The 1,254-nt window shown below is 36.1% G+C and carries 1 protein-coding gene; it reads right to left on the minus strand.

The features are described from left to right. Positions 1–198 precede the first annotated feature (198 nt). Positions 199–1,254 (minus strand): transcriptional repressor XylR (gene xylR, locus RAC86_RS38805; protein WP_377886968.1); only part of this gene is annotated, 1,056 nt, incomplete at its 5' end.

A 1,254-nucleotide genomic window follows, 5' to 3' on the forward strand; every position in this document is an offset into this window, starting at 1 on the left:
AAGATACCAGTGGTAATCATATTCCGGCCGACTTTAGATATTTTCGTTATAAAGAAAAATAATTTGCACATGAAAAAGGAGATTTCTATTTTAGAACTCCTTTTTCATATGAGAAGGTGCCTATGTCACTATTGCTTCAGAAATACTCCTAGAATAAAAAAGCTCATCTTTAAAGATGAGCTGTACATTCCATAAAAATTACATTGTAACCTTGTCCAGAAAATGATCAATCACAATGGAGGACATTCCTAATGCCGGTGCATTCTGTCCTAAGGAAGATGGCAATAATTCATAGCTATTGCCTAATTGGGAATAAACCCTTGACGACACTTCACTTCTCATTGAATTTAAAACCATAGGATGCGATTCAATTATGCTATTTCTTAAAATTACGGCTTGAGGGTTGAAAGTATTTAGAATATTGGTAAGGCCTATTCCTAAATAGAATCCAAAATTTTGTAATGCATTTAAGGTTCCGATATCATTTAGATGGGCGAGGTCTATGATATCTTGATAGGACAGTTTTTTCTCTTTGGTCTGAAGAGATTTTAATAAAGCCTTCTCTGAAGCATACAATTCCCAGCAGCCTCGGTTTCCGCAACTGCATTTAGGACCATTAAAGTCTATTGTCATATGTCCCATTTCTCCAGAGAAGCCGCTTACTCCTCTATATAAATGATTGTTGATAATAACACCGATCCCTATTCCTGTGCTGATACTTACGTAAATAATGTTATCGTGATTTTTTGCAGCTCCAAATACTTTTTCTCCATATGCGCCAGCATTTGCCTCATTTTCAATAAAAACAGGCACATTGTACTTCTCTTGTATCGAAGATTTTAAGTCAATATCTCTCCAGTTGGAGTTCGGAGTGAAAACAATTTTTTGATCTTTATCAATGAGTCCAGGCACGCAAATACCTATACCAATAAGCCCGTACGGAGATTGGGGCATTTGCGTCATAAAGTGATGAATCATATCAATCAGAATGTCTTTCGTTATTTCTGGAGAATTGGATTCCAAATGACGGTATTGATCAAGAACGATCGTTCCTTCAAGGTCTGTTAAAATGCCATTGATATAATCCACACCAACATCTATTCCTACGGAGTATCCTGCCTTTTTATTAAAAACAAGCATGACAGGTCTTCTTCCGCCACTTGATTGTCCTTGACCTATTTCAAATACCAGATTTTCTTTCATTAACGTGCTTACCTGTGATGAGACAGTTGATTTATTTAATCCAGTCATTTC

The organism is Bacillus sp. LR_5 (assembly GCF_042709275.1).